The organism is Spirosoma koreense (assembly GCF_054777875.1).
Window position 1 is genome coordinate 251,584 of record NZ_BAAHAC010000003.1, and the last position, 26,267, is coordinate 277,850.

Genomic DNA, 26,267 nt, shown 5'->3' on the forward strand with positions numbered 1-26,267 from the left:
GTTGCCACGCAAACGAACTGAGCGATAGACCATACGCTGGAAATTAGCCACCCAGGTTGGCCGTTCGTCAGGAAGTGCTTCACTTTCTGGATTTAAGTTGTAAACTTGCGCAGCTTACCAGCAGGCCTTCGGCTGACAGCTCTGTTACGGTGAACGTACTTTCAGAAACTGTGGCACGGCAATCAGCCAACGGACTAACCAGGATCGATGACGGTAAGTGACAACCCAAAACCAACGCAACCATGTACCCAAAACCCATCAACAGTATGCTGACGTTATTATTCCTGATGATCATCTCGGCAACGGTCAGCCTGGCGCAGGGCGACAAATCGAAGCGTCCCAGCCCGCCCCAAACGGCCACCGGCAAAATCGGTGACGCTACCGTTACCATCAATTACAGCAGCCCTTCGGTAAAAGGCCGAAACATCTGGGGCGAGCTGGTTCCTTACGGCAAAGCCTGGCGGGCAGGGGCCAACGAAGCCACGATTTTTGAAACTGACAAAGAAGTAAAGGTAGAAGGCAAGTCGCTCCCAGCGGGCAAATACAGCCTCTTTGCGGTTCCGGGCGAAAAAGAATGGACCATGATCTTCAACTCGGAAACGGGGCAGTGGGGTATCAAGCGGGGCGGAGAAGCTAACCGCGATCCGGCTAAGGACGTGCTGTCGGTGAACGTAAAACCCAAAAAGTCGGCGTCGATGAACGAACAGCTCAAGTACGAAGTGAAGAACAACGGAGTCGTTCTTGATTGGGAAAATGTAGAAGTGCCCGTGACGATTAAGTAATATTCACTTCAGAATACATAAAAGCGCCCCGTTCGACAGAGATCGAACGGGGCGCTTTTGTATGGAACGGCTATTGCCGTTTGTCCCACCATACTTTACTCAGGTATGAATCGCCGTTCGAGAACCGGGCTACGGCCGTTTCGTAATTGGTTTTATTCAGCAACGCTTCCTGCGTTGAGTAGACCGACCGACGAGGTATCTGTCCGTTCGTTGAGCCGGCATTAGGACCTGGCGTTAATTTTGGGTAGCCCATTCTCCGCCACTCAATCCAGGCTTCGTACGAACGACCAAATAGCTGAATCCATTTTTGCGTTCCGATCTTTTCCAGCTTTTGCTCCTTGGTCAGGCCCGTAAACGATAATTCCGAGTAGGTTGCGGGAATTGTCGTTACGTTATACGGTGCCATGGCCATAGCCGCTTTTACCCCATCCTGATAGAATTTTTCGGCCTGATCGGCCGTGGCTCCCCAGCCTTCGAGCGCAGCTTCGGCTTTGTAAAAACTCACATCGGCAAACGTAAACTGAACACACGGGATAGGTGGAGTGTACGCTTTGTTAAAAAATGTGGTCTGCGAAGCTGTCGAGTAATCATCTTTGATGATCGTCTTGAGCAGCGCATCCGTCAGCGCTACGCCAATGCCCTTGTAAGCAGGTTTACCCGCTTTCACCGAATTGGCCGTCGGTTCAACCAGTCGGGGCAATCGTGGATCGTTCGTGCTAACGAGCTGGTTGACAAATGTATCGGCCAGGTATTTTAGATCCGGGCTACCGGCTAGCCAGTGATTCAGCACTGGGTGGACGTTGGCATTGGTGGCATCGTTATAGGTTGGAATGGCAGCATTGTCGGCGTTCGATTCCAGCAGCGGCTGCCCCATGGCTTCAGTCACGGTTTTTTGCGCCAGCGTCGGGTCGGCGTACCGAATCCGCATGCCCAGTCGCAGCTTCAGCGAGTTGCCGTATTTTTTCCATTTCGTAACATCGCCCTTATAATAAAAGTCGGCAGTACCATAGCTCTCATCGGCCGCATTAAGTTGCGAGATGGCTGCGTCGAGGGTCGTAATCAGCGATTTATAGATCGACTCCTGGGTGTCAAAAACGGGCTGGTTAGCTACACTCTCGACACCCAGTGCGCTCTGTGAATAGGGAACATCACCGAATATGTCCGTCAGTCGCTGCCAGATGGAGATTTCTACAATCCGGGCAATAGCCAGCTTAGTGCGCCCTTTAGGGTCGTTTTCCAGTCCTTTCAGAAGCTGATTCCGGATCTGGCTGATGTTGCGCAGATACGTGTAATGCGTTGCCCAGAGGTCGGTGTCGGCCTGCTGGATATAACGTGAACTCGAAATGAGCACCCCACCGGCCCACTGCTGTACCCACGAACCGAATTGATTGTTGGGGTATTCATACCCTTCCGAAAAGGCGGCATCCCGCTGTACTTTCGACAACACCAGACCCGGATCGATAACGGTAACCGACGTTGGTGGGGTATTTATTTTTTCGAAATCATCTGTACAAGCCTGGCTGATAAAGAGGGCCAGTGCTATGACGATGGGTTTTGCTATTTTTTTCATGGAAGAATCAAATTGAAAGAAATCGGTTGGCTAGGTTTCAGTCGGCTTATAGTTCACAATTGAGGCTGAAGCCAAAATAACGGAGCAGGGGCAGCGCCGTCGATTCCAGTCCCAGCGACGAGTTGTTTACGTTGAATGAAGACGCTTCGGGCGCAAACCCATCCGTTTTACGCTGCAGGTAGAACAGGTTCCGGCCATAAACACCAACCCGAATATTGCGGAAGGGGGTGCGGCTCACCAGCTTACCCGGAACGCTGTAATTGAGGGTCATCTCCCGAAGCATAACGTAGCTGGCGTCGTTGAGCAGTTCTTCCGAAACGACATTGTCTTTGTCGGGTGCGATCGTGTTCCAGTAATCCTGTGCCCGAACGGCTTTGGTGTTGGCCTGTCCGGTACTGGTCCAGGTACCATCCGCTGATTTCGTTCCGACGACTCCGTCGGCCACGTAGCTGCCGTCCCGTCCGGGCAGGGTCTTTTTGATGGTTCCGTAGATCAGTTCTTCGCGCAAGCTTTGTGAATAGACATTACCGCCCTGGCTAACGTCGATCAGTCCCGAGAGCATGAACCCTTTGTAGCGGAAGACGTTGTTGAAGCCACCAATCCAGCGGGGCAGCGCGTTCCCCATTTCGTACAGGATTTTAGCGTTGGTTTTAACCGGAAGGCCCGTTGCCGGATCGATGATGCGGTGACCAGCCGGATCGCGCAGCCACTGGAACCCGTTACCCAGAATCGTCCCGAACGGTTTGCCGGGCGTAGCGATGATCTGAACACCCCGGTCGCTGCCCAGGATGTACGTCGAAACCCCTTCGGCCAGTGATACCACTTGGTTGCGGTTATGCGAATAGTTCAGGGTAGCATCCCAACTGAAGCCCGACGCCGTTTTGACGGGGGTAGCGTTCAGCGAAAGTTCGATGCCGTGGTTCTGAATTTCGCCCGCATTGATCAGCCGCGACGTAAACGTACTCGATGGGGGCAGAGGAACGTTCAGAATCTGGTTTTTCGTACTGGCGTTGTAATAAGCAAACGTCAGACCAACCCGGTTTTTAAACAGGCGGGCTTCCAGACCGAATTCGGTCGAGGTGGTCAGCTCGTTTTTCAGGTTTGGATCGGGAATGGTCGACGCAAACGAAGCCAGCGGAATTCCGCCCTGCGTGTACTGGTCGAGCGAATAGTTACCATTGAGCTGATACGGACTGCCCGAATTACCCGCCTGTGCCCACGACGCCCGCACTTTCAGAAAGCTAAGCGTAGGGCTCTGCAACCGAAACGCATCCGTCAGGATCAGGCTTCCGCTGATAGCCGGATAAAAGAACGAGTTATTTTTGGGTGACAATGTTGATGACCAGTCGTTTCGGGCCGAAAAGTCGATGAAAGCCATTTCCTTGTAGCCTACTGATCCTGATGCATACACTGAGTTGATCGACGATTCGGTCAGGCCGAAAACGTACGAGTTTGTTAGTGTGTTGTTGATAATGAACAGGTTCGGTGCGATGAACTCATTACCTGTATTCCCCGTCGTGCGGGAGAAATACCGCTGATGGTTGGCGCCAAGGTTTAAGGAGAACGAAATGTCTTCCGATACTTTGGGCGTTAACGTTAGTAGTACGTCGCTGTTGTCTTCGCGCGTACGGGTCACTTCTTCGGTAATGTCGCCGTTTTTGTTGGTCGTTACGTAGGTGCCCTTGTCGCGGTAGCGGAACCGCTGATCGGTATAAAAATCTGTTCCGGTGCGGGCCGTCAGGCGAATCCAGTCGTTGAACTGATAACTCAGCCGGATCAATCCGATAATACGCCGACGGTCATCGGCGTTGCGGGTACGGCTCATGGTCCAGTACGGGTTTGCCGTCGAGGAGTTCGTGGCGTAAGTTTTTTCGAGTCCAACGAATGGGGTTGTCCCGTAGCCTAGCTGTTTGGCAATATCGGCCGTTGTCCAGGACGAATTCGCCAGAATATCCATCGGCATGCTGCGGGGTTGGCTAATAAAAATATAAGCCGGATTATCGGCCGCATCGGATACCGTAGGGCGGTTTACCCCCGCCTGGGCAATGTAATTGACCTTGATGTCGGCATCTAGTTTTGAGGTTACCTTCGCCACCGTCCGCAGGCTGATGTTGTTGCGCGTGAGGGTGTTGGTAGGTACGTAGCCATTGATGTAGGTGTTGGAATACGCTAGTCGGTAATTTACACTTTCGTTGCCCCCTTCCAGACTCAGGTTATTGACCATCTGTTTTTCGGTATTGAAAAATTTCTGGAAGGTATTCGGCTGCGGAGTCAGGTTCAGGACGTTTCCCCACTGGTCTTCGTAGGGCTGGCCATCCATGTGCGGCCCCCAGCTGGCGCGGGTGAATCGGTCACGGCCTCCACTCATTTTGGGGATGCCCTGAATGCCAGCGGCCTGCGCAGCAGCCCAGGTGTATATTTTACCGTCGTTCCCGCGAAAATTGGTGAATGTACCGTCCAGCCCCTGGCCATACTCATCCTGAAAATCAGGCAGGACCAGCGCGTTCCCCAGCGAATAATCGATGCCATACCTGACTCCGATACCTTTTCGACCTTTGCCCGATTTGGTAGTGATCAGCACCACGCCGTTGCTACCCCGCTGGCCGTATAGCGCAGCCGCGTTCGGTCCTTTCAGCACCGACATGGTCTCGATATCTTCCGGGTTGATGTTGGAGATACCGTCGCCGTAATCGATCCCACCCGTGCTGCCCGGTGCGCGTGGATTCTGGTTGTCCATTGGAATGCCATCGATAACGTACAGGGGCTGGCTGTTGCCAACCAGCGAATTGGCGCCACGGATAATGACCCGCGAAGAACCACCGGCCCCATTGGCCGAGCGGGTCACCTGCACACCCGCCATTTTACCCGCCAGGGTTGTAGCAACATTGGCCTCTTTGGCTGTTGATAGGTCCTGCCCGTTGATTTCCTGAATCGAGTATCCCAGCGATCGCTTCTCGCGTTTGATACCGAGGGCGGTAACAACCACTTCGCTCAGCACCGCATTATCTTCCGACAGCGTCACAAGTACCTCCGAGCGATTGCCGAGGTCTACTTCCTGTCTGACGAAGCCTACACCTGAGAAAATAAGCGTTGCGGTTGGGTCGGCGCTTACCGAGAATTTTCCCGCTACATCCGTAACCGTGCCGCGCGTAGTGCCTTTCACGAGCACATTAATACCGACCAGAGGCTCTTTTTTGGCATCCACCACCGTGCCCTGAATAATGCCCTGCGCCCATAAATAACCGGAAATAAAAAAGGCTATCACCGTAAAGGATAGCCTTTTACTGAGAAAAAGAGGAAGATGTTTCTGCATATTTGTTAATAATTTCTTAACACAAATTTAACATTAATTTAATATTGATGTTGATTAAGTCAGCAAAATATTCCACCGGGTGAGTCTCAGAGATCAGAATAATGTTTTGAGTTGACTTCATTAATGTGTTGATAGTCAGGTTAATTGGCTAGAAGTTATCCTAAAATAAAATGGCCACTCTACGTAGAGTGGCCATTTTATCAACTAATCGAGGTCGTAACTTAAGCGGCTTCGTCGGTTAGTTCCGGGTCGGGTTCGGTCCCGTCGTTATTGCCCAACGAATCGCCATTTCCGTAATTGGATCGGTCGGGTTCCATAGCCGCACTACCCGAAGCACTGCCGGTTCCGTCGGGACCACTATCGACATCACCCGCCAGATCGGCCGGGTCATAGTCTTCGTTCAGCATGATACTTTCGTCCGGGGTTTGGGCTGGGCCACCGGTGTCGGGCCGGAATGTCTGCGACTGCTCATTCAGCATCGCATCCTGATTTACATTTTCCATAAAAAGCCAGAATAAGGGAATTGAGTGATAAATAAACCGGCGGTACCGGGTCGATGTTTTTTTCGACAGGATTACACGTATATCATCTTGCGCGTCATGCCGCCATCGACAATAAAATTCTGGCCTGTGATAAAACTGTTTTCGGGCGCGATCAGAAAGAGGATCATGCGGGCAATGTCGTCGGCCTGTCCTACACGCCCGGCAGGATGTTGCAGGTGATCTTCCGGGCGAAGTTCATCGGATTTGGCTTTGGCTTTTTTCTTCAGCACCGATACATCGATCCAGCCAGGACTGATCGCATTGACCCGAATGTCGGGTCCCAGACTCACGGCCATTGAATGCGTCAGCGCAATCAGGCCGCCTTTGCTGGCCGAATACGCAAACGTGTCGGGTTCCGACTGAAACGCGCGGGTCGAGGCAATATTGATAATGGTGCCTTTCTGAGCGGCCAGATACGGAGCCGTATGTTTGGCACAAAGAAACGGTCCGGTCAGGTTGGTGCCAATGACCCGGTTCCATTCGTCGAGGGTAAATTTATCCAGTGATTTTTCGATCATGATGGCCGCATTGTTGATCAATGCGTCGATCTGGCCAAAGTGGGAAATGGTTTGTTCGGCGGCTTTGCGAATGTTGACTTCACTCGACACATCGCAGGAAACGAACAGAATTTGAGCCGACGAGGCTTTGAAGGCTTCGCGGAGTTCGGCCAATGCATCGGTATCCGACTCCCAGATTGCCACGCGATAGCCGTGTGTCAGCAGATATTGCGTAACTACGCGGCCAATGCCCTGCCCCCCGCCGGTGATGATAGCTGTTTTCATACTAATTGGATAAGCGAATAAGGTAAACCCTTTCAACGACCAAAGTACACGGATTGGTAACACATCAGGCTAAAGATCGGTTAACTAAGGCGTATCCTTATCCAACGGGACAGACTTTTTTATCGATGAATGTGGCTTTCAGGTGCTCGATAGATCGACCGCCGGCAAGCCATCATCATACAGGATTTCATGCTTCAGATTGCGTTTTCGCCGGTGTATCGGCTTCGATTACCCGAAGGCCATCGGTTCCCGATGCTCAAGTACGAACTGATTCAGGAACAGCTGCTCTACGAAGGCACCTGCACCGACGCCAATTTTTTTGCGCCCGCCCCCGTCGATGACCGCTGGGTACTGGGTGTTCATACGCCCGATTACGTTCGGGCGCTCAAAACCCAAACCGTCGATCCGAAAATGATGCGCCGGATCGGGTTTCCGCTCACCCCCGAACTTGTTGAGCGCGAATGGATCATTACCCAGGGCACGATCGACTGCACCCAGATTGCCTTTCGGGAGGGCATAGCCATGAACATTGCGGGCGGTACGCACCATGCCTATCCGGATCGGGGGGAGGGCTTTTGCCTACTGAATGATGTGGGCGTAGCGGCTCATTATCTGCTCGAAACAGGCCAGGCCAGTCAGATTCTGGTGATCGATCTGGATGTCCACCAGGGCAACGGAACCGCGGTTATGTTTCAGCACGAACCCCGCGTGTTTACATTCAGTATGCACGGACGAGATAACTACCCGCTCAAAAAAGAAAAGTCGGATCTGGACATTGAGCTACCCACCGGCACGGAAGATGAGGTGTACCTGAATACCCTGTACGATGTGCTGCCAGACCTGATCCGGCGTGTTCAGCCAGAGGTTCTGTTTTACGTGTCGGGCGTCGATATCTTGGCTTCGGACCGACTGGGCAAGCTGAGCGTTAGCCGGGAAGGTTGTCGGCAGCGGGATAAATTTGTGTTTGAGCAGGCTATCCAGAACCATCTGCCGATCACGGTCTCGATGGGGGGGGGCTATTCGCCCCGCCTGACCGATATCGTCGAAGCCCATTGCAACACGTTCCGGACGGCTGCCGATCTGTTTTTTGGCTGATTTTTCTCCGGTAGGATTGACCGGATGAACAGGATTTGCTGAATGGGGCTGGCCAGAATCCTGGCTATCCGACTGGCGGTCCGGCTGTCAATCGTGTCGAAACAATTACCTTCGCGTTATGAAGCAAAATATTGTCAAAACCCGCCTTAAAAATAACCAACCGGTGCTGGGTATCCTGTCCAACAGTACCGATCCGACCGTAGCCGAACTTTGTGGTTATTCGGGACTGGATTTCTACATGATCGACGGCGAGCATAGTCCGGTTACCACCGCACAGGTTCAGGAGATTGTACGGGCCTGCGAAGTGAGTGGCATTACGCCCCTGGCCCGCGTACGAAGCAATGATCCCAAGTTAATCTTACAATACCTGGATGCTGGCGTCATGGGCATCATGATGCCGGGCGTCAATACCGTGGCTGAGGCTGAAGCGCTGGTCAGCGCCGTGAAATACCCGCCCCTGGGTACCCGTGGCTTTGGTCTCGTGCGGGCCTGCGAGTATCTGCAGGGAACCATGAGTCAGGGCGAGTACGTCGCGTTCGCCAATGAACAGACGCTGGTGCTGCCCCAAATCGAGAGCAAGGAAGCCATTGCGAATCTGGATGATCTGCTGACCGTTGACGGCATCGACGGCTTCGTGCTGGGCCCCCGCGACCTGGCTATGTCGATGGGCTATTACGACGGGCCCGGCCACGATGAGGTAAAACGAACCATTGCGGGCGTGGTCGATAAAATCAGAAAAGCCGGACTGATAGCCGGCACTACGGCCGCCACGGGCGATCAGGCTAAAGCACTCATCGACCGGGGTGTGCTGTTCTGTCTGAATACCTTCTCTGGCTTATTGAAATCGGCCGCCAGCGATTTTATGAAAGGAAGAGGAGGGGAGTAGGAGTGAAGAATGAAGAATGAAGAATGAAGAATGAAGAATGAAGAATGAAGAATGAAGAATGAAGAATGAATTCCTTTAGAGGCAGGGTTGGGTGAGGGTGAAATAATTCGTTTGCCATCCTGTATAATTCATCATTTTATCCTTACCTTTGCACCCTCATTTCCAATTTCATACACACACATGTACGCAATCGTAGAGATCGCAGGGCAGCAATTCAAGATCCAGAAGGGTCGCTCCATCTATACCCACCGGTTAGAGGGCGATGTGGACGCTGCACTTGCCTCCGACAAGGTGAAAGTTCTCCTTGTTGACAACGAAGGGAGCATCTCCATTGGGGCTCCGACCGTCGCTGGAGCGACGGTATCGGCGAAAATCGTCGAACACCTGAAAGGCGAGAAAGTTATCGTCTTCAAAAAGAAGCGCCGGAAAGGGTATAAAAAGAAAAATGGCCATCGTCAGTACCTGACGAAGGTTCTGATCGAAGACATCACGATTTAGTAATCAGTTACTTGTCGCCAGTTAATCGCCTGAAAACTAGCGGCTAACTACTAACGACTCTAAAGAAAATGGCACACAAGAAAGGTGTAGGTAGTTCTAAAAACGGCCGTGATTCGATCAGCAAACGCCTGGGCGTGAAGCTGTTCGGTGGCCAGTCGGCCATTGCCGGCAATATTATCGTTCGTCAGCGCGGTACGAAACATCACCCCGGTAAAAACGTGGGTCTGGGTAAAGATTATACGTTGTTTGCGCTGGTCGATGGCGTCGTAAAATTCCGTCCCGGCCGCGATAGCCGTTCGTACGTAGACATTATTCCGGCTGGTCCGTCGGCTGTAGAGACAGCACCCATCGCGACAGCACCGGTGGCCGAAACGGCCGCTCCAGTAGCAACCGCCGAAGCATAAGCCACAACGGTTTCAGTACCAGACCCGCCTGATCGATCAGGCGGGTTTTTTTGTGGCGAAAAACTAAAAAAAAGGTAGCGGTGTTACCCTCTCAGAACTGTATTTCGACAGGATTTACGGGCTGAACAGGATAGCTCCAGGCTCAAAATCCTGCTCAGCCTGTCAATCCTGTCGAAAAAACTGATATAAACCATACGCTTTTTATGAATCCTATGCTCAGCCGTCCCGTATCGATTTTTACGGAAGGAAGCCCCAATCCGAACTCGATGAAGTTCGTTGTCAATTTTGAACTCGTGCCGTCGGGTCTTTCGTTCGACTACGCCACACCGGGTGATGCGCTGCTGGAGGGAAAAGCGTCGCCGTTAGCCATCGCCCTGTTTGGCTTCGATTTTGTCCGTCGGGTATTTATCTCGGGTAATTTCGTTACCCTAACGAAAGACGACGAGACCGACTGGGATGAAGTGCTTTTTGAAGTAAAGCTTTTCCTGAAAGAGTACTTTGGGGAACAGAAACCGGTATTTGCCCAGCGGACCATGGATGCTAATACTACCAAGCTGGACATGGATTCGGAAACCGTACAGAAGATCAAGGCTGTTCTGGACCAATACATTCGTCCAGCCGTAGAGTCGGACGGCGGAGCGATTAATTTTTATTCGTTCGATGAGCCGAGCGGTACCGTAAAAGTGCTGTTGCAGGGTTCATGCAGTGGTTGCCCATCCTCGACCCTGACCCTAAAAGCCGGCATCGAAAACCTGCTCACGCGGCTGGTTCCCGAAGTAAAAACCGTCGAAGCCGAAGGCGTGTAAGAGTTAAGGGCATGGGGGTAAGGGCAGAGGGTGATTCGCTCATTTACCCTCCGCCCTCACCCCCATGCCCTTGGCCAATCGCAAAAATAAATCCGTCACTGGCAACCCTGGTGGCGGATTTGCGTTTTACTAAAGAACGCATCCTCATTCACCTATTCACTGCATGAAATATTGGCTCATCTTAGGAAGTTTTCTGTTTATAGCAACCGTCGGCTCCGCCCAGAACCTGCTCGGCATTTCAACCAGCCGGTATGGGGGCACGAACCGACTTTACATCAATCCATCCCTGGCCGCCGACTCACCCAGCAAATTTTTCCTCAACGGCCTTACCGCCAACATCACCGCCAATAATAATTACCTTCGCTTCCAGGCCCCGTTCTCGTTGTTGCAATACGTTACCGGCAATGTGCCCAACCCCTACAAGAACCCGGACGGAACCGTGCATTTCGATGTAAACTACACCCGGGAAAATCTGGATGGAAAGGCCAAAAATGGTACGTTGGCGGGCGAAGTGCGGGGGCCGGCCTTGCTGATTCGGACCGGTCAGTTTTCGGCTATTGCCGTTACGACCCGGTTTCGGGCAATGGGGTCGGTGGTAGGAGCCTCGCAGTCGTTGTTATCGGCGCTGCGGGCGGGTCTGGGCGATAAGGCTCTGTATAGCATTCCGACGGATAACAACCAGTTTAGCCTAAATTCGAATACCTACGCGGAACTCGGGCTTACGTACGCCGGTACCTTATGGGAAAATGAAGGGCAAAAATTATTGATGGGACTGACGGCGAAAGTGCTCATTGGCTATAACGCTCAGCATATCATCAACCGGGGTGCCAACTACCGGATTGTGGCCGACCCAAACAATATCAATAGCGCCGTACTCGAACTGAACCAGTTAGATGCAACCATTGGCTACACCACTTTCCTGAAAAACCGGGCCATAACGCCCCGTACCCTCTTTAGTGCCGATTCGCCCGGCCGCGGATTTGGGTTCGACGTTGGCATGACCTACATTAGCCAGTATGACTCCGAAAGCCCGGCCTTACGACTGGGGTGGGCTTTGACCGATGTCGGCGGACTAACCTATAAAGGACAGGATTATAATTATTCCGATATCCGTCAGAATCCCGTTCGATTTACCAACGATGATTTCATTCGGATTACGAGCAGCCTGGACGCTTTGGAAAGCATTCAGGATAAACTTAATACCGGCCGACTGCCGGACCGGACCAGCTTTCGGTCTGGGTTGCCTACCTCGCTCAACCTGACGGCCGATTACCAACTGCCATCCGGTTTTGGTGTCAATGTAACCTACTTTCAGGATGTCCGGTCGCAGCAGGCCCTGGCCATTCACCAGCCAACAATGTTCGCCGTAACCCCGCGCTACGATGTTCGCTGGGTGAGCCTGGCCCTGCCGATTGCTTACCTGAACCATGGGCTGACGGCGGGAGCATCGATTCGGATGGGGCCTGCCTGGCTGGGTACGGATAACTTTCTGGGGCTGCTCGGCAATACCTCCAATGGCATCCGGCCCCGCGGTCTGGATATTTACGCGGGCATCGCCTTTGGGCTCGGAAAAGTCGAGGAAGAGTAACCGGGGTTGCACAGCCTTTAGCCCGTCGCCGGCAGTACAGCCTTCAGTCCATAGTACAGGAATGCTTTTTTCATTTAGAAATCCGTATTTTTGGTCAAATCCCGCCGACAAACCGGGGCTTACAGATCCATCCCGACCGGGTCCGTTATGACCGAACGAGCTACTTTTTTCGATACACCGCTTCTTTACCTGAAAGGGTTGGGGCCCCAGCGGACAGAATTGCTCAACAAAGAGTTGAACCTGTTTACGTATGGTGACCTGATTCAATATTATCCCTTTCGCTACGACGACCGGACGCGGTATTACACCATCAGTGAGTTGATGGATTCGATGCCATCGGCGCAGGTACGGGGGCGTATCCGCGACTGGTGCATGGAAGGAGATGGCCCTAAAAAACGGCTGGTAGCAACCTTCACCGACGGTACGGGCTCTATGAGTCTGGTCTGGTTTCAGGGTATCACCTACATCGAAAAAACGCTTCGGCGCGACGGCGATTACATTGCCTATGGTAAGCCACAGTCATTCAACGGCCTGTTCAGCATTATCCATCCTGAGCTGGAAAACGCCAACATAGCGGCCGAACAGGAAGCGGGATTTTTTCCGGTATACAACCTTACCGACAAACTTCGCAAGCGGCATTTCGACAGCAAAGTCATCGCCAAAGTCATGCGGATGCTGCTGGAGCAATCGTGGCCACACCTGCGCGAAACCCTGCCGGCGGAACTGATCGAAAAATACCGGCTGATCGGTAAAAAAGAGGCCATGTGGAACATCCACCTGCCTCAGAACCAGGGATGGCTGAAACAGGCACAACGGCGGTTGAAGTTCGAGGAACTGTTCTACAACCAGTTGCGGCTGATCAAGAATAAACTGATTCAGAAAGAAGAATTTCCGGGGCAGGTATTCCGCGATACGTCGCTGATGAAACATTTCTACAACGAGTTGCTGCCGTTCGAATTGACGGGTGCCCAGCAGCGCGTGATTAAAGAAATTTATGCCGATTTCCTGACCGGTAAGCAAATGAACCGGCTCCTGCAGGGCGATGTGGGCAGTGGCAAAACCATCGTGGCGTTTATCGCCTGCCTGTTGGCGATTGGCAACGGCGCGCAGGCCTGCCTGATGGCGCCCACCGAGATTCTGGCCGATCAGCATTATAATGGGCTCAAACCCTTCGCCGATGCCATGGGCCTCAACCTGGGTATCCTGACCGGCTCGACCAACAAAAAGCGTCGGGTAGTGCTGCACGAAGAACTCCAGACGGGCAAAATGCATATTCTGGTCGGTACGCACGCGCTGCTGGAGGATGTCGTGCAGTATAAAAACCTGGGTTTGTGTATCATCGATGAGCAGCACCGGTTCGGGGTGGCGCAACGGGCCAAACTCTGGCGCAAAAACGAGGTCGTGCCCCCGCATATTCTGGTGATGACCGCTACGCCTATTCCGCGAACCCTGGCCATGACGCTCTACGGAAACCTGGACGTCTCGGTTATCGATGAGTTGCCAAAGGGACGTAAACCCATCAAAACGGTGCATAAATACGATAAGCACCGCTCGGAAGTGTTCGGGTTCATGCGCCAGCAGATTGAGCTGGGCCGGCAGGTGTACGTGGTTTATCCGCTGATTGAAGAGTCGGAAAAGCTGGATTACAAAGACCTGATGGACGGCTATGAGAGCATGCAGCGGGCGTTTCCACGGCCTAAGTATGAAATCGGAATTCTGCACGGGAAAATGCTGCCGTACGAAAAAGACGACGAGATGAAGCGGTTTCTGAAAAATGAAACCCAGATTCTGGTGGCCACGACGGTCATCGAAGTAGGCGTGAACGTGCCGAACGCCAGTGTCATGGTTATCGAAAGTGCCGAACGATTTGGGCTCTCGCAACTGCACCAACTGCGGGGCCGGGTAGGGCGGGGGGCCGACCAGTCGTATTGTGTGATGATGACCGGTTACAAGCTCAGCAGCGACACCCGTACCCGGCTCGAAACCATGGTTCGGACCAACAACGGATTTGAAATTGCGGATGTCGATCTGCAACTGCGTGGCCCCGGCGATCTGACCGGCACCCAGCAAAGCGGAGTGATGGATCTGATGATTGCCGATCTGGCAAAAGACGGGGCTATCCTGACGGCCGCCCGCGAGTCGGCGCAGGCTATTCTGATGGAAGATCCCGAACTGGTGCTACCCCAGCATACGCCTATCCGCAACCACCTCGACGGCTTGAAACAAACCGAAAACAACTGGGGGCGCATATCGTGAGTAGTGACTCATATGATCTCAAATAAGCTTAAAGTGATAGCAATATGCTGGGTTAAAATGTAAATATTGTTAAAAAAAAGTAGGTTTTGCGCAATAATAGCTAAGTAAATACTCTTGAGTAATCGGCTTTATACAGGGATAGCTTCTTAAACAGTATAAAGCCTATGTACAATCAATTTACCCAACTGAAGGTCCGTAACATTCGTGAGGGTACCCCCAATTCAGGTGCTCACCGATCCCGACGAACCCCGTTCTACGCAATGCTGCTGGTCGGTCTGCTGACCTCCCTGGGAGCCTATGCGCAAACGAAAGTATCCGGAAAAGTGCTCGACGCACAGGGGCTGGCCTTACCCGGTGTGAGTATTGTGGTGAAAGGCACAACGACGGGTACTGTGTCGGCCGCCGACGGTGGTTACACACTGAATACCCCTTCCAGAACGTCGACCCTGGTGTTTTCCTACATCGGGTTCATTACCCAGGAGATTCCGCTGAACAACCGTAGCGAGATCAACGTTACGCTGGCTTCAGACGACAAGATGCTGAACGAAGTTGTCGTCGTCGGGTATGGCGAACAGAAGAAAGAAACCGTAACGGGCTCCGTTGCCACGGTGAAAGGACAGGACCTGGTGAAGTCACCAGCCGTGAACCTAAGTAACTCCATCGCCGGCCGGATGCCGGGCGTTATTGCCACCAACCGCAGTGGCGAGCCGGGTTACGATGGTTCGGCCATTCGTATTCGTGGTGCGAACACGCTGGGTAACAACGACGCCCTGATCGTTATCGACGGGGTACCGGCGCGGGCCGGGGGTATCGACCGGCTGAATCCGGCCGATATCGAGAGTATCTCCGTCCTGAAAGACGCATCGGCCGCCATCTATGGATCGCGGGCGGCTAACGGGGTTATTCTGGTCACTACCAAGCGAGGGAAAAGCGGCAAGCCTGAGTTGTCGTACAATTTCAACCAAGGCTTTTCGCAGCCAACGGTGATTCCGAAGATGGCATCGGCGGCTGAGTACGCTCAGCTCAACAACGAGATGAATTTATACGCCAACGTGCCGACCAAGTACTGGAAAGCCGCTTCGGATGCGTTTAACACGACGGGTAGCTATACCCTGCCCGATGGCAGTATTACCAAAGCAGCTTACACGCCCGACGAGATCAAGAAATTCCAGGATGGTTCAGATCCCTGGAAATACCCGAATACCGACTGGTTCGGCGCGGCCCTGAAACCCTGGTCGCCCCAATCGCGCCACACCATTCAGTTGGTGGGCGGGAACGAAAACGTGAAGTACCTGACCTCGGCCAACTATCAGAGCCAGGATGCGTACTACAAAAACTCGGCCACCGGCTATAAGCAGTATGACTTCCGCCTGAACCTCGATGCGAAGATCAGTAAGTATATCAACCTGGTAACAGGCGTGGTTGGCCGTCAGGAAAACCGCTTCTTCCCAACCGTAGGGGCGGGCGATATTTTCCGGATGCTGATGCGGGGCTATCCGAACAAACCCGCTTTCTGGCCTACCGGACAGCCTGCGCCCGACATCGAAAATGGTCAGCAGCCAGTACTGGTTACTACCAGTGCAACGGGGTATAATAAAGATACCCGGTATTACCTGCAAAGCAACGCCAGCGTGAATATTACAAACCCCTGGGTACCGGGCCTGAAATTAACCGCCAGCGTAGCGCTTGACAAATACATTCAACAGAGCAAAAACTGGCAGACCCCCTGGACCGTTTATAGCTGGGATTACACGTCTTACGATGCGAACAAGCAGCCGATCCTGCAACCTGTGAAGAAAGGTCCGGCTCAGGCAACGCTGAATCAGTTCACCAACGATCAGTTTAACTCGCTGCTATCGGGTATTCTGTCCTACGATCACACCTTCGGTGGAAGCCACGCCATAACGCTGCTGGCCGGTATTACCAAAGAGCAATCCAATTCGAATGGGTTCTTTGCGTATCGTAAGTATTTCGCATCGACGGCGATCGATCAGTTGTTTGCCGGCGGTAGCGCAGAGAAAAACTCGGGTAATAGTTCCGATACACCACTCTGGCAACGGGCTCGCATGAGCTATTTTGGTCGGGCAGCTTACAACTACAAAGAGAAGTATCTGGCCGAATTTCTATGGCGCTATGATGGGTCGTATATGTTCCCGGCGAACAGCCGTTGGGGCTTCTTCCCGGGCGTAACGGCGGGCTGGCGCATCTCGGAAGAAGAATTCTTCAAGAAAAATATGTCAGCCATCAGTTCACTGAAACTGCGGGCATCGTGGGGCCAATTAGGTAACGACCAGGTGTACTTCAACGGTTCGCTGCGCGAATACGATTACCTGCCTACTTATGCGTATGGTGATGTCGTTAACTCTAACTGGGGCTATGTAGTCGGTGGACAGGTAGCGCAAACCCTGTATGAAAACGGCGTTCCAAACACGAACCTGACCTGGGAAGTAGCCAACAACTCCGACATCGGTCTGGAAGGTTCGGCGCTGAACGGTAAGATTTTCTTCGAATTTGACGTCTTCCAGAACAAACGCTCGAACATCCTGTGGCGGAAGAGTGCTTCCATCCCACAAACCACAGGCGCTACCTTGCCAGCAACCAACATCGGTAAAGTGAGCAACAAAGGATACGAGTTCCGGGTCGGTTACAACGGTCAGGCGGGAGAGGTGAAATATAGTGTGAGCGTCAACGGCGGATACGCCAAAAACACCATTACGTTCTGGGACGAAACGCCGGGTGCACCGGAGTGGCAGCGCTCGACGGGCAAGCCAATTCCAAGCGATGTCAATGATCCAAACCAGCAGAATGGCACATTGATGTATCAGTACGATGGTATTTTTGCTACCCAGGCCGATATCGATGGCAACAAACTCGACTACAGCGGGGTAGGGGCCAGCACCATACGGCCTGGCGATATGAAGCTGAAAGATATCGATGGCAACGGAAAAATTGACGCTAACGATAAGGTTCGGGCTGATCGCAACAACCAGCCTCGCTTCCAGGGTGGTCTGAACGCCAGCGTACGCTGGAAAGGTCTCGACTTGAGCGTACTGTTCCAGGCGTCGACCGGCGGGCAAATCTTCCTGCAAACCGAGTCGGGTACGATCGGCAACTTCCTGCAATACAGCTATGATCACCGCTGGACAGTCGATAACCCCAGCACCGTCGATCCACGCATTGTTGACCGGAGCAACCAGTACTTCTCGAACGGGACAACTTACTGGTTGAAAAGCACCAACTACGTTCGTCTGAAAAACCTGGAAATCGGCTATACGCTACCTGCCAGCCTTATCAATAAAATTGGCTTGAGCAATTTGCGGGTTTATGTAAACGGGTTGAACTTGATTACGTACGCTCCGGCGCTGAAGGGCATACTTGACCCAGAATCAACCAGCGGGGCCAGTGGCACCTCCGGTTCGACAAACGGGCAGTACTATCCGCAGGCGCGGATTATCAACACAGGTTTGTCCCTTAGTTTCTAAACGATTAATCTGAAAAGCATGAATTATATTTTAAAATGCCTGGCGTTCGGCTCTTTTTTAGGGGTGACGCTGGTAGCCTGCAACACTGATTTCCTGAACACGCAACCCGTCGATAAGGTGTCGGGTAGCGCGGTCTGGGCAGATGCCTCGCTATCGGAAGCTTTCGTAACGGACGTCTACAACGGCCTGCGCGATGGTATTCTGGACCAAATGAGCTTCGACTGTCAGACCGACAACGCCTTGTATAGCTTTGGAAAGCAGGACGTGAACGAAGCGAACGTGAGCCCCTCCAACCTGGGAACGATCAAAAATACCATGGAGTGGAGCCTGATGTATCAGCGGATACGGGCCGCTAATATTGCCCTGGCCAATCTGGCAAGTCCCAAGTTCGACAACAGCAACGGCATTGCCGACCGGATGAAAGGGGAGATGTATTTCTTACGTGCCTACTATCACAACCAGTTGCTGCGCTACTACGGCGGTGTTCCGATCATTAAAAAACCGTATACGCTGAATGAGGGTGATTTTACTCTTCCCCGCAATACGTATGAAGAGTGTGTCAACGCCATTGTCAGCGATCTGGATTCAGCGTCGATCCTACTGAAAGGAAAAACCCTGGCAGCGGGCCGGGCTACGATGGGTGCCGCTATGGCCCTCAAAGCGCGGGTGCTGCTCTATGCGGCTAGTGATCTGCACGATATTCCGACGGCTAAAAGTAAATCGACGGTAATTGCCAGCTTTCCTAATCCCGAACTGCTGGGCTACACCAGCGGTGACCGGATGGCTCGCTGGCAGAAAGCCAAAGATGCGGCCAAAGCAGTAATAGACCTGAATCAGTATGGGTATAAACTGAATTTGACTGCGCCCGTTACAGCCGCCGAAGGCCAGCAGAACTACCTCAATCTGTCGCTCTCCCGTAACGGGGGCGAAGCCGACGGAATCTTCCTGAAGTATTACATCCGGACTTCGTTCGATGACTGGGGTTCCTGGTATCCGCGGAACAACATGCCGAACGGCTACCATGGCTGGACATCCAGCGAACCGACCCAGCAACTGGTCGATAGCTACGAGATGATGGACGGCACGAAGTTCGACTGGAAGAACCCGACCCATGCTGCCGCTCCTTACGAGAACCGCGATCCTCGCTTCTACACGTCGATTCTGTACGATGGCGCACAATGGAAACCCCGTACGGCCGATGGCGCAGGGATCGATCCAGCCGGTCAGATTCAGATGGGCTTCTACGAAACCGGAACGGGCGGTGGCGCCACTACGGCTTACGCTGGTCTGGATACGCGTAACAGCACCATCGAAAACTGGAACGGTACCTGGACGGGCTACGGCATCCGTAAGTTCATGGACCCCGATCCAACGTTAGTCGACATGAACATCCGCCAGGAAGTACCGTCGATTCAGATCCGGTTCACGGAAGTGGTGCTGAACTACGCCGAAGCCTGTATGGCGCTGGGTCAGGAAGCCGAAGCTAAAACCTGGATCAACCGGGTGCGGTTCCGGGCGGGTATGCCCGCTATGACCGAGACGGGGGCCGCTCTCGTGACTCGTTACCAGAACGAACGGAACGTCGAAATGCTGTTCGAGGATCAGCGCTTCTACGATGTCCGACGTTGGATGATCGCCCCGGCGGTGCTCGGGCAACAGGCGCGGATTATCGTGATCACGGGTAAACTCAAGCCTGGTAAGACGGTTTCGACCTATAAGTATAGCAAAGACAATTACAACTATACGTATAGCGTGCAGGATCTGGGAACGGGTAAGGAGAACCGGAAGTGGAACGATAAAATCTACTTCATGCCGATCAGCCGCGACGAAGTCAACCGGAACAGCAAACTGATTCAGAATCCGGGATATTAAGAAATGATGGATAATGTAAAAATGAATAATGGATAATGAAGATGCCGGAACGGAAGTAGGTTGCCCATTGCATTGTTCAGTAGCCATTTTACATTATTCATTCACCAAATGCCTTTGCAAAAAATGCCAGTGCCTGCCGGTGCTGGCATTTTTTGCTTTATTTTTATAGGATTTTATTCATGCAAAACCCGCCGTACGTGAAGCCGTTTATCCGTTTCTTTTTTCCGCTGATGCTTTTTTCTGCTGTTGGTTGTAACGAGTCGACGTCGACCGAAAAAACGGCCGAAGCCAGTGGCCCACCGCTCTTTACTTCGCTCACGCCCGACCAGACCGGCATTACGTTTGCCAATAACCTGACTGAAGGACTGAATACCAACGTCCTGATGTACGAGTATTTCTACAACGGGGGTGGCGTGGCCGTCGGTGACCTGAACGGCGATGGGCTGGACGATATTTATTTCAGCGGGAACATGGTTCCGAACCAGTTGTATCTGAACAAAGGGGGCATGAAATTTACCGACGTAACCACAACGGCGGGTGTAGCCGGTCGCGAAGGGCCCTGGCGAACCGGCGTTTCGATGGCCGATGTCAACGGGGATGGTCGGCTGGATTTGTTACTCAGTTATTCGGGGAGCCTGCCCCCTCATAAGCGGGTGCCGCAGCTGTTTATCAACGACGGGCCTGATGCACAGGGTATTCCGCATTTTTCCGACCATACCACACAGTGGGGACTCGACAAACCTGGACAGACGACACAGGGTGCCTTTTTCGATTATGACCGCGATGGCGACCTGGACCTGTTCCTGCTGAACCATAACCCACGGCTGTTACCCGTACTCGATCCGGGACCGACGGGGGCTTTGCTGAAGCAAAGCAATCCCGAAATTGGGGTCCGGCTGCTCCGAAATGTGGGCAACCGCTTCGAGGACGTAACCGAGCGGGCGGGTCTGAGCAGTTCGGTGCTGAGTTACGGTCTGGGACTGGGTGTATCGGACTTCAACGAAGACGGCTGGCCTGATTTTTACATTTCCAACGACTATACCATCCCCGATTACCTTTACCTCAACAATCAGGACGGAACCTTTACGAACCAACTGAAAGCCAGCGTTCGGCATACGTCGCACTTCTCGATGGGCAACGACGTTGCCGACGTCAATAACGACGCCCTGCCCGACATTCTGACCCTCGACATGCTGCCCGAAGATAACCGGCGGCAGAAACTGCTGATGGCCCCCGACAATTATGAAAAGTATAACCTGGCCGTCGAATCGGGCTTTCATTACCAGCACATGCGGAATATGCTGCAGTTGAATGAAGGCGTAGGTCATAGGCCAGCGCGCGTGGGGCAGGGCGATAAAAAAGGACCCTTGCCTTCTACCCTACGCCCTACACCCCTCTTCTCCGAAGTGGGCCAACTGGCGGGCGTTTCCAACACCGACTGGAGCTGGGCACCGCTGCTGGCCGATTACGACAACGACGGCTGGAAAGACCTGTACATAACGAACGGCTACGTTCGCGATTATACCAACCAGGATTTCCTGAAGTTCATGACCGACTACATGCAGAACCGCCCGGCTAATTTCAGTCGTGAGGATGTGCTCGAACTGGTGCATAAAATCCCGTCGTCGAACGTCAAGAACTACATGTTTCGCAACCGCGGGGGCGAACCGGCTGCGGAAGTGACCTTCGCCAACGTCGGAACGGACTGGGGACTCAACCAAACCTCGAACAGCACCGGGGCCGCCTACGCCGACCTCGACAACGACGGCGACCTCGATCTGATCGTCAACAACACCAACCAGCCGGCTTTTATATTTCAGAATGAAGCCAACAAAGAGCGAAAGCACCACTACTTGTCGGTAAAGCTGGTTGGGGCCGGAGCTAATACCCAGGGTATCGGGGCCAAGGTGACCTTGTACCGGGCGGGAAAGCAGCAGTATGTCGAGCAGATGCCCACGCGCGGCTACCAGTCGAGCGTGTCGCCCCGGCTTCATTTTGGGTTAGGTACCGACCCCGGTATCGATTCGTTACGGGTGGTCTGGCCAACGGGAAAAGAACAGCGGCTGACAAACGTGAAAGCTGATCAACTGCTGACGTTGCAGGAAAAAGACGCCCGACCGGCGTACCAGCGTCCGCCGATGGCTTCTGCACTCTTTCAGGAAATACAATCGCCCCTGGCGTTTACCGATCCGGTCAATAAAACCAACGACTTCAAGCGACAGACATTATTGGTCAATGCCCAGTCGTTTGGTGGACCGTGTCTGGCGAAGGCCGACGTGAACGGCGACGGGCGCGAAGATGTGTACGCGGGTGGAGGCAGCGGGCAGGCCGGCGTTCTGTTCATCCAGCAGGCGTCGGGGCAGTTTAGCCGCATGGCCCAGCCAGCGTTCGACCCCGACAAAATCAGTACCGACACGGATGCCATTTTCTTCGACGCTAATGCCGACGGTTTCCCTGATCTCTACGTGTGTAGTGGTGGCTATGGCGATTTTCAGCCAGACGATCCACGCTTCCAGGACCGGCTGTATCTGAACGATGGCAAAGGCCGTTTCACCAAAAGCCCCGATGCGCTGCCCAATATGCGTTCCAGCAAAAGTTGCGTGCGGGCCAGCGACGTTAATGGCGATGGCAAACCTGATCTGTTCGTAGGAGGCCGGGTGGTGCCGGGCCGGTATCCCGAAACGCCACAGAGCTATCTGCTCATCAACGACGGTAAGGGGCATTTTGTCGACCAGGCTGCGCAACTGGCGCCCACGCTCGCCCGCATCGGCATGGTCACCGACGCGGCCTGGGTCGATCTGAATGCCGACAAAAAAGCGGAGCTGGTGGTCGTGGGCGAATGGATGCCGGTGACAGTGCTGGCCTGGGAGGCCGGTAAACTAGTCGACCAGACAAAAGCTTATTTCGGGAAGGAGTACCGGGGCTGGTGGAATAAGCTTCTGGTCGATGACTTCAACGGCGACGGTCGCCCCGATCTGGTAGCAGGCAATCAGGGACTAAATACCCAATGCCGCGCCAGCGATCAGGAACCGGCCGAGCTGATCTACAAAGATTTCGACAAAAATGGCAAAATCGACCCGATCCTGTGCCTATATGTGCAGGGGAAAAGTTACCCCCACGCCACCCGCGACGAACTGCTCGAACAGGTCGGGATGTTGCGTCATCGCTTCACCAATTATGACCGCTATTCCAACGCCACGCTGACCGATGTCTTTACGGCCGATGAACTGAGCGACGCGCAGAAATTGACGGCCAACGAACTGAAGACCCTGTATTTTGCCAGTACATTGACTGGTAAACTGATCGAAAAGCCGTTGCCGCTGGCCGCCCAGATTTCGCCCATTTTTACCCTGACTCCGCTCGATTATAACCACGATGGGCACAAAGATCTGCTGCTGTGTGGCAACACCGAACAGGTACGTCTGCGCTTTGGCCGGGCCGACGCCAACTATGGTCTGTTGCTGACCGGCGATGGAAAAGGTGGTTTCTCCGCCGTACCACAGACTAGATCCGGATTTCAGCTGATGGGGGATGTACGCAGTGTAGTAGCCGTCGGTAATGCATTGATATTCGGCATCAATCAGCAACCCGTGCGGGCCTATCGGCTCGAAAAATAGTTAGTAAATAGTAGTCATTCATTGGAGATTACTCGAAGGGCAGATCAACTAGTCACTGACCATAAATGACTATTTACTCAATTGCGGAAAATGGCGTCGTTGGTAGCGAGCAGCAGTGGTTGGAAGCCCCGCCCAATGGTCTGCTCGTTCCGGATGAGGTCTTTCAGGTTTTACGTCGGTTTGCGTTCGAATCCGACCAGGCCGATGTACTGCTGAATTTTACCGTTCAGAAAGGACGTGAGTTGATTCGGGTGCGGAATTACGTCGGGCTGCTGCCACTCGGCCGGAACGTACACCTTGAAATTCTGCCGAAGGTCGATGAGCCGACTGCTGGTCGGAGGTTGCTGCTCAACATGCTTCGGCACGTGCGGAACAGCCCATTTCGGACGCTGCCCAGCGCTACGTCAGCCGCGGCTTCGCTTCCGCTCTGGGATGTGTTTGTCCGCGCGTTTCTGGATACCCTGGAACCTCTGATTCGACAGGGAGTTCAACGGGCTTACCTAACCGTGGAGCAGAACGGGCGTTACTGGAAAGGGCAGTTTCAGCCCGCCCGGCAACAGCGCGAAAATGCCTGGCATGCCGAGCGACTGGCCGTTTCGTATGAGTCGCTGACGGCCGATGTGCCCCCGAACCGAATCCTGAAAACGACCCTGCTCTATTTGAATCAGCAACCCTTAGCCCCGGCCAATCAGCGACGGATACGGCAGTTTCTGGCTGTATTTGCCGATGTGGCTGATTCCGAATCCATCGCCGATGACCTAAAAGCCGTCCGGCGGGTTAGTCGTTTGTTTGCCCGGTACGAAACCGCCCTGCGCTGGGCTGAAGCGTTGCTAAGTGAGCGCGGGTTTGGGGTGAAGACAGGCTCGTTGGCAAGCTTATCGCTGCTGTTTCTGATGGAACGGGTATTCGAGGAATATGTGGCTTATGGCATTCGGACCTACTGGCCGGAAGCCGGAGCGGTAACCATTCAGGAATCTTCCGCTCATCTGGTCGAAGCGCATGTGGGGGTACCCAAATTCAGACTACGCCCCGACATCTTGATCCGTCAGCAGGGCCGAACCTGCGTACTGGATACCAAGTGGAAACAGGTGAACGGACAGGACCGAACGGGAAACTACGGCATCGAACAGGCCGATCTGTATCAATTGTATGCGTATGGCAAAAAATACGAAGCCAGTGATCTGTTTCTGATCTATCCGGCCAACGAACGGTTCCGCCAGCCGCTGGACGTGTTCGGCTATGATGCGACGACGCGGTTGCACGTCGTGCCGTTCGACGTGACCAATTCGCTGGCTCAGGAAGTAGAAAAATTGGCCGCCTACGCTTTATCGGTTCAGTGATGTAGGTTTACGCACATCTTCGCGTAAACTCGCATATCATTTAGCCTAACCACCATTCATGCCTCTTGTTCTGACCTTAATCGGTATTCTGACGCTGGTTTTATTCGTTGCATTCGTTCGTTTAGATACCTTCATTTCGTTCGTTCTGGTTTCGCTCGGCATCGGGCTAGCCTCCGGCATGGACATTACCGCCGTCGGCAAATCCATTCAGACCGGTATCGGAAATACGCTCGGCGATCTGGTGCTGATCATTGGATTCGGAGCCATGCTCGGTCGGCTGGTGGCCGAAAGTGGAGCCGCCCGGCGCATCACCAACGTGCTGATTGGCTGGTTCGGGATTAAAAACATCCGCTGGGGACTGGCGCTGGCGGGGTTCGTGATCGGGATTCCGCTCTTCTACAATGCTGCTTTTATCATCGTCGTTCCGCTGGTATTTACCATTGCCGCGTCGTCGCGCCTGCCACTCATGTCGGTGGCTGTGCCGATGCTGGCCGCGTTGTCTGTAGCCCATGGCTACCTGCCACCACACCCGTCGCCATCGGCGGTGGCGGCTCAGCTCAATGCCAATATCGGGCAGACATTGCTCTACGGAATCATCGTCGCCATTCCGGCAATCGTCATTGCCGGGCCGGTGTTTGGCCGGACCCTCACGCAGGTAAAGGCCACGCCCAATCGCGAACTGTTCGATATGCGGGAAGTGCCCGACAGCAATCTGCCCGGAGCAGGCATCAGCTTTTTTGTGGCCATGCTTCCCGTGCTGCTGCTGACGATCTTTGGTCCCTTAAAAAATGCGTTGCCCGACACGTCGCCCCTGAAAACGGCCGTTACGCTGCTGGCCGAGCCATATATCGGCATGTTGTTGTCGGTCCTGACGGCCATTTATACGCTGGGTATCCGGCAGGGTCAAACCATGAAAGCGATCACTAAAGACCTCGAAGAAGCGGTAAAAGCTGTAGCGCCGATTCTGCTGGTGATTGCCGGAGCGGGAGCGCTCAAGCAGATATTCAGCGATAGCGGTACCAGCAAATACATCGGTAGTTTGCTGGCCGATGCCAGTATCCCGCCCTTGCTGCTGGGCTGGGGTATTGCGGCTTTTATCCGGGTGTGCGTTGGTTCGGCAACGGTTGCCGGGCTGACGACGGTGGGAATCATTCTGCCACTGCTGCAATCGCAGCCCATCAAACCCGAGCTGATGGTGCTGGCCATCGGCTCCGGTAGCCTGATGTTTTCGCACATCAACGACGGTGGCTTCTGGCTTTTCAAGGAGTATTTCAACCTGACGATCGGGCAAACCATCCGGACCTGGTCGCTGATGGAAACCATCGTTTCGATTGTCGGCCTGATAGGAGTGCTGGCGCTGAACCTGGTGGTATAAATTTCGCCAGGGCCATCCGGTTGCTGAGTCACAACCGAATAGTAGACAACCCAAAATAG

General features: G+C 53.5%; 17 protein-coding genes. 13 read left to right on the forward strand and 4 right to left on the reverse strand.

Annotated elements, in window-relative coordinates; translation table 11 throughout:
- Positions 1-266: 266 nt before the first annotated feature.
- Complete coding sequence (locus ACYVC2_RS04495) at positions 267-782, forward strand: DUF2911 domain-containing protein (protein ID WP_461101100.1); 516 nt, start codon at positions 267-269, stop codon at positions 780-782.
- 70 nt (positions 783-852) lie between these two features.
- Here the strand turns inward: ACYVC2_RS04495 and ACYVC2_RS04500 are convergent, their stop codons facing one another.
- The 4 genes from ACYVC2_RS04500 to ACYVC2_RS04515 form a co-directional block, all read right to left on the reverse strand.
- Complete coding sequence (locus tag ACYVC2_RS04500; protein ID WP_461101101.1) at positions 853-2,352, reverse strand: SusD/RagB family nutrient-binding outer membrane lipoprotein; 1,500 nt, start codon at positions 2,350-2,352, stop codon at positions 853-855.
- Positions 2,353-2,398: 46 nt separating this feature from the next.
- Entirely contained in the window at positions 2,399-5,665 is a 3,267-nt protein-coding gene (locus ACYVC2_RS04505; RefSeq protein ID WP_461101102.1) for a SusC/RagA family TonB-linked outer membrane protein, read from the reverse strand.
- 221 nt (positions 5,666-5,886) lie between these two features.
- Positions 5,887-6,168 carry a hypothetical protein gene (locus tag ACYVC2_RS04510; protein ID WP_461101103.1) on the reverse strand — a complete coding sequence of 94 codons (282 nt, stop codon included), beginning with the start codon at positions 6,166-6,168 and terminating at the stop codon, positions 5,887-5,889.
- A 71-nt stretch (positions 6,169-6,239) separates the two neighbouring features.
- Positions 6,240-6,989, reverse strand: a complete 750-nt coding sequence (locus ACYVC2_RS04515; protein WP_461101104.1) for an SDR family oxidoreductase — start codon at positions 6,987-6,989, stop codon at positions 6,240-6,242.
- Between the two features lie 189 nt (positions 6,990-7,178).
- On the opposite strand from ACYVC2_RS04515, the gene ACYVC2_RS04520 reads away from it, so the two are divergent.
- From ACYVC2_RS04520 to ACYVC2_RS04575, 12 genes are all read left to right on the forward strand, one after another.
- Positions 7,179-8,084 carry a histone deacetylase family protein gene (locus ACYVC2_RS04520; protein ID WP_461101105.1) on the forward strand — a complete coding sequence of 302 codons (906 nt, stop codon included), beginning with the start codon at positions 7,179-7,181 and terminating at the stop codon, positions 8,082-8,084.
- 118 nt (positions 8,085-8,202) lie between these two features.
- Positions 8,203-8,970: an HpcH/HpaI aldolase family protein gene (locus ACYVC2_RS04525; RefSeq protein WP_461101106.1), complete on the forward strand. Its 768-nt coding sequence runs from the start codon at positions 8,203-8,205 to the stop codon at positions 8,968-8,970.
- 180 nt (positions 8,971-9,150) lie between these two features.
- On the forward strand, positions 9,151-9,468 hold the full coding sequence (gene rplU / locus ACYVC2_RS04530) for a 50S ribosomal protein L21 (protein WP_191039363.1): 318 nt from the start codon (positions 9,151-9,153) through the stop codon (positions 9,466-9,468).
- A 68-nt stretch (positions 9,469-9,536) separates the two neighbouring features.
- A complete protein-coding gene (rpmA, locus tag ACYVC2_RS04535) occupies positions 9,537-9,872 on the forward strand; it encodes a 50S ribosomal protein L27 (protein ID WP_461101107.1) in 336 nt (111 codons plus the stop codon).
- Positions 9,873-10,075: 203 nt separating this feature from the next.
- Positions 10,076-10,678, forward strand: a complete 603-nt coding sequence (locus tag ACYVC2_RS04540; protein WP_461101108.1) for a NifU family protein — start codon at positions 10,076-10,078, stop codon at positions 10,676-10,678.
- Between the two features lie 163 nt (positions 10,679-10,841).
- A complete protein-coding gene (locus ACYVC2_RS04545; protein WP_461101109.1) occupies positions 10,842-12,266 on the forward strand; it encodes a DUF5723 family protein in 1,425 nt (474 codons plus the stop codon).
- A 147-nt stretch (positions 12,267-12,413) separates the two neighbouring features.
- The gene (gene recG, locus ACYVC2_RS04550; RefSeq protein ID WP_461101110.1) at positions 12,414-14,522 is read left to right on the forward strand and encodes an ATP-dependent DNA helicase RecG; all 2,109 of its coding nucleotides are present in this window, start codon (positions 12,414-12,416) and stop codon (positions 14,520-14,522) included.
- A 164-nt stretch (positions 14,523-14,686) separates the two neighbouring features.
- Positions 14,687-18,004 (forward strand): SusC/RagA family TonB-linked outer membrane protein, encoded by a 3,318-nt coding sequence (locus ACYVC2_RS04555; RefSeq protein WP_461101111.1) that lies wholly within the window; start codon positions 14,687-14,689, stop codon positions 18,002-18,004.
- An 18-nt stretch (positions 18,005-18,022) separates the two neighbouring features.
- Positions 18,023-19,876 (forward strand): RagB/SusD family nutrient uptake outer membrane protein, encoded by a 1,854-nt coding sequence (locus ACYVC2_RS04560; protein WP_461101112.1) that lies wholly within the window; start codon positions 18,023-18,025, stop codon positions 19,874-19,876.
- Positions 19,877-20,055: 179 nt separating this feature from the next.
- Positions 20,056-23,493 carry a VCBS repeat-containing protein gene (locus ACYVC2_RS04565; RefSeq protein WP_461101113.1) on the forward strand — a complete coding sequence of 1,146 codons (3,438 nt, stop codon included), beginning with the start codon at positions 20,056-20,058 and terminating at the stop codon, positions 23,491-23,493.
- A gap of 65 nt (positions 23,494-23,558) precedes the next feature.
- Positions 23,559-24,833 carry an McrC family protein gene (locus ACYVC2_RS04570; RefSeq protein WP_461101114.1) on the forward strand — a complete coding sequence of 425 codons (1,275 nt, stop codon included), beginning with the start codon at positions 23,559-23,561 and terminating at the stop codon, positions 24,831-24,833.
- A gap of 58 nt (positions 24,834-24,891) precedes the next feature.
- Positions 24,892-26,208: a gluconate:H+ symporter gene (locus ACYVC2_RS04575; RefSeq protein ID WP_461101115.1), complete on the forward strand. Its 1,317-nt coding sequence runs from the start codon at positions 24,892-24,894 to the stop codon at positions 26,206-26,208.
- The last annotated feature ends 59 nt before the right edge of the window (positions 26,209-26,267 follow it).

Excerpts from the sequence above, each read along its gene's own strand:
- ACYVC2_RS04545 (WP_461101109.1), top strand. The coding sequence starts at position 10,842 with ATGAAATATTGGCTCATCTTAGGAAGTTTTCTGTTTATAGCAACCGTC.
- ACYVC2_RS04565 (WP_461101113.1), top strand. The coding sequence starts at position 20,056 with ATGCAAAACCCGCCGTACGTGAAGCCGTTTATCCGTTTCTTTTTTCCG.
- ACYVC2_RS04495 (WP_461101100.1), top strand. The coding sequence starts at position 267 with ATGCTGACGTTATTATTCCTGATGATCATCTCGGCAACGGTCAGCCTG.
- ACYVC2_RS04575 (WP_461101115.1), top strand. The coding sequence starts at position 24,892 with ATGCCTCTTGTTCTGACCTTAATCGGTATTCTGACGCTGGTTTTATTC.
- ACYVC2_RS04510 (WP_461101103.1), bottom strand. The coding sequence starts at position 6,168 with ATGGAAAATGTAAATCAGGATGCGATGCTGAATGAGCAGTCGCAGACA.
- ACYVC2_RS04555 (WP_461101111.1), top strand. The coding sequence starts at position 14,687 with ATGTACAATCAATTTACCCAACTGAAGGTCCGTAACATTCGTGAGGGT.
- recG (WP_461101110.1), top strand. The coding sequence starts at position 12,414 with ATGACCGAACGAGCTACTTTTTTCGATACACCGCTTCTTTACCTGAAA.
- ACYVC2_RS04560 (WP_461101112.1), top strand. The coding sequence starts at position 18,023 with ATGAATTATATTTTAAAATGCCTGGCGTTCGGCTCTTTTTTAGGGGTG.
- ACYVC2_RS04540 (WP_461101108.1), top strand. The coding sequence starts at position 10,076 with ATGAATCCTATGCTCAGCCGTCCCGTATCGATTTTTACGGAAGGAAGC.
- ACYVC2_RS04520 (WP_461101105.1), top strand. The coding sequence starts at position 7,179 with ATGCTTCAGATTGCGTTTTCGCCGGTGTATCGGCTTCGATTACCCGAA.
- rpmA (WP_461101107.1), top strand. The coding sequence starts at position 9,537 with ATGGCACACAAGAAAGGTGTAGGTAGTTCTAAAAACGGCCGTGATTCG.
- rplU (WP_191039363.1), top strand. The coding sequence starts at position 9,151 with ATGTACGCAATCGTAGAGATCGCAGGGCAGCAATTCAAGATCCAGAAG.
- ACYVC2_RS04525 (WP_461101106.1), top strand. The coding sequence starts at position 8,203 with ATGAAGCAAAATATTGTCAAAACCCGCCTTAAAAATAACCAACCGGTG.
- ACYVC2_RS04505 (WP_461101102.1), bottom strand. The coding sequence starts at position 5,665 with ATGCAGAAACATCTTCCTCTTTTTCTCAGTAAAAGGCTATCCTTTACG.
- ACYVC2_RS04570 (WP_461101114.1), top strand. The coding sequence starts at position 23,559 with ATGACTATTTACTCAATTGCGGAAAATGGCGTCGTTGGTAGCGAGCAG.
- ACYVC2_RS04515 (WP_461101104.1), bottom strand. The coding sequence starts at position 6,989 with ATGAAAACAGCTATCATCACCGGCGGGGGGCAGGGCATTGGCCGCGTA.
- ACYVC2_RS04500 (WP_461101101.1), bottom strand. The coding sequence starts at position 2,352 with ATGAAAAAAATAGCAAAACCCATCGTCATAGCACTGGCCCTCTTTATC.